This is a genomic window from Photorhabdus sp. RM323S (assembly GCF_042879375.1).
Lineage (GTDB): Bacteria > Pseudomonadota > Gammaproteobacteria > Enterobacterales > Enterobacteriaceae > Photorhabdus > Photorhabdus tasmaniensis.
The window spans coordinates 1-3328 of the sequence record NZ_JBHFKZ010000110.1; the positions used below are offsets into that span (position 1 = coordinate 1).

Genomic DNA, 3328 nt, shown 5'->3' on the forward strand with positions numbered 1-3328 from the left:
TTGCCGTGACCGCCGAAACCGGTGATGCCCTGACTATCCTGACCGAAAGCAATAAAGACCTGCGCTGGCTGATTGCCATTGCCGGCGCATTGCCGCTGCCGCTCGGCAGAAAAGGCCACGCCGGGAAAGGGAAATCCGGGGCCGAACCCGCTCCCTCAGTGAAAAAAACCGGCAAGTCAACCGAGACAACCCCCCATGCCGGTGAACCGGTGGATGTGTCAACCGGCGACTTCCTGCAAGTCTGGCCGGTGCTCGCCCTGCCCGGCGTATTGCCGCTGGCCCTGAACCGGGTCTACCGCTCGACCGCCAGCTTCTCCGGCCTCTTTGGCCCCCAATGGGCGGACGACTGGTCGCAGCACCTGAGGCGCGATGGCGAGGAGACGCATTTCACCGACGGCGAAGGCGTGATTTACACCTTTCATACCCCGACAGAAAACGTCTTCTCGGTCAACCTGTATGCCGGGCATTATCTGCTGTACGGGCAACTGAGCGGGGAACTGCACCTGTTTAACCGCCGCACCCAGCACACCCTGAGTTTTGCGCAGAAGCAGGACGATAAATGTTGCCTGTCAACGATAGCGGACCGCAACGGCAACCGGACCGTATTTCGTTACGATGAGACCGGGTGCCTGGCGGATATCGTCCATGCCGACAGCGCGAAACTGGTGCTGCATTATGACCAGCGGCGACTGACCGCCATTGACTGGCTGTACCAGGGGCAGCGCCAGCGGCTGGTCACCTGCCGCTATGACCATCAGGGTTACCTGGCGGAATGCGAGTCGTTTCAGTTTCACCACCTGTGGCATGAATACAGCGCGCCGGGCTACATGACCCGCTGGCATGACACCGACCAGACCGATGTCACCATTCACTATGATAAAGCGGGCCGGGTAATCGCCACCGCCACCCCGCAGGGCTACTGGCAGGACCGTTTTGACTATGATGACGCCCATCGCGTCACCACCTATTTTGATGCCGAAGGGGGCTGTACCCGCTACGAATACAACGCCGATGGCCTGGTGACCCGCGAAGTGAACCCGCTCGGCCATGAAACCCTGACCCAGTGGGACTTTGGCCACAAAATCGCACAAACCGACCCGCTGGGCCGGACTGCCACATTGGAATACAGCCCGTACGGGGAACTGCTGCGGTTCACTGCCCCGACCGGAGACAGTACCGCTTACCACTACAACGAATACGGTCAGCTGACCGGGGTTGCGCAGCCGGACGGAAAAAACTGGCGATTTCACTATAGCGACCGGGGTAATCTGGACTCAGTGATCGACCCGCAGGGCCGGCGGGAAGAGTCCCGCCACGGGGAGCACGGGGAAATCCTGCGCCATGTCCTGCCCGATGGCCGCACCTGGTGTTACGGCTATGAACAGCAGCAATTAACCGAAGTGATCGCCCCGAACGGTTATACCACGCAACTGGCTTCCGACGGCCTGGGCCGACTCCTGTCTGTCACCGATGCGCTGCATCAGCAGACCCGTTATCACCACAGCCCCTTTCATGCCAGCCCGGCGGGCAGTATCAGTGAAATCCACCGGCCAGACGGCGTCCGCCAGACCCTTGACTATGACAGCGAACGACGCGTGTCTGCGGTCACGGACGGCGAAGGCAAAGTGACCCGCTACCGTTACGGCGCTTTCGACCTGTTGAGCGGCGTCACCCAGCCGGATGGCACCACCCTCACCTTTGCCTACGACAAGCTAACCCGCCTGACCACAGTGACTAACGCCACCGGGGAAACCTACCGTTACACCCGCGACCGGGCCGGGCAGATTATCGGGGAAACCGATTTTACCGGGCGCACGATCCAATATCAGTACGACAGGGCAGGACGTAAAATCATCGCCCGTTACCCGAATAATCAGCTGCTGCGCTGGTGCTACACCCCGGAAGACCACCTGACCCGGCAGGAAATCTGGCAGGAAGAAGATGAACAGTGTCAGCTGGTCTCGGTCACGGAATATGACTATAACGCTACCGGCCAGCTTATCCGCGCCACCAACCCGGATGTGGTGGTGGAATTTGAATACGATGGATCCGGCAACCTGACGGCAGAGACAATTAACGGGCGGACGGTGACTCACGAATGGGATCCCCTGAGTGGCTTACCGGTCAGCCGGCAGGGAGACACCCTGCCGGCCCTGCGCTGGGATTATGGCCCGCTCGGTCAGGTCACCCGTTTTGGCGTGGCGGGCCACACGCCGCTGCATATTCACTATGACGCTCTGGGACAGGAAACCGTGCGCAGCAGTGATGCGGGTTTTATTCAGGCGCAATATCACACGGCGACCGGACTGCTGGCCCATCAGGCTGTCGGGCGCAGTTCAGCGCTGTTCAGGCAGGCGTTGCAGGAAGCCGACCCGCATCATCCGCCGTTCGGCAGTGAAGTGAACCGTCACTGGTATTACACGCAAGCGAACAACGTCGAATGCATCAAAGACGGCCACTGGGAGGAAACCCGTTACGGGTATAACGCCAATGACCAGGTGGTGTTGGCTATCTTTAGCGGCACCCCCTGGGCGCGTGAAGAGCAGTTCATTTATGACGCTAACCAGAATATCGGTCACTACCAGCGGATACCGGAAGATATGAGTCAGCCGGTCCTTAAGGAATACCCGGAGTATCAGTCAGGGCGGACGGCTCGCCGGGCCGATAATGCCTTTCGTTATGATGAAAACGGCAGAATGACGGAAAAAACGATTCATAAATATGGCTACCAGCCCAGGACATTCTGTTACCACTGGGATGCGCATAACCAGCTGACCGAATTTATCACCCCGGAGGGGACCCGCTGGCGTTATCGCTATGATGCCTTTGGCCGACGTATCAGCAAACGCAAGGAAGTGGACAGCAGGCTGGAGGCCACCAACCTGCAACGGTGGCTGGACGGGTTACCGGACCTGACACTGAAACCAACGGCGATTATCGGTTACGATTACCTGTGGAGCGGCGACCAGCTGATAGAAGAAACGCCGGTGCTGGCGGATGGCACGGTTGCTTATGACCAGAGCCTTCACTGGCTGTATGAACCGGGGAAACTGACCCCATCGGCGCGTTATGAACAGGGGCAACTGCACTATGTGGTCAGTGACCATCAGGGAACCCCACGAGAAATATTAACGGAAGCCGGAAAACTGGCCTGGGCGGGACGACTGTTCACCTGAGGCGAACCGGAGTTCTGGACCGTCCCAGTCCGGAAAGAGGAGAAGGTTAGCTGCAATCTTCGGTTTTGTGGGCAGTATGAAGACGAAGAAAGTGGTTTATTTTATAATCGGTTCCGGTATTATTCGCCAGAGACAGGACAGTACCTGTCGCC

The 3328-nt window shown here is 58.8% G+C and carries 1 protein-coding gene and 1 pseudogene; both read left to right on the forward strand.

The features are described from left to right. The coding region (locus tag ACGF7G_RS21755) for a DUF6531 domain-containing protein (RefSeq protein ID WP_387468336.1) at window positions 1–3176 on the forward strand (3176 nt) is incomplete at its 5' end. Window positions 3177–3221: 45 nt separating this feature from the next. Further along, window positions 3222–3328, forward strand: a pseudogene (locus ACGF7G_RS21760) (RHS repeat-associated core domain-containing protein); the annotation flags it as partial.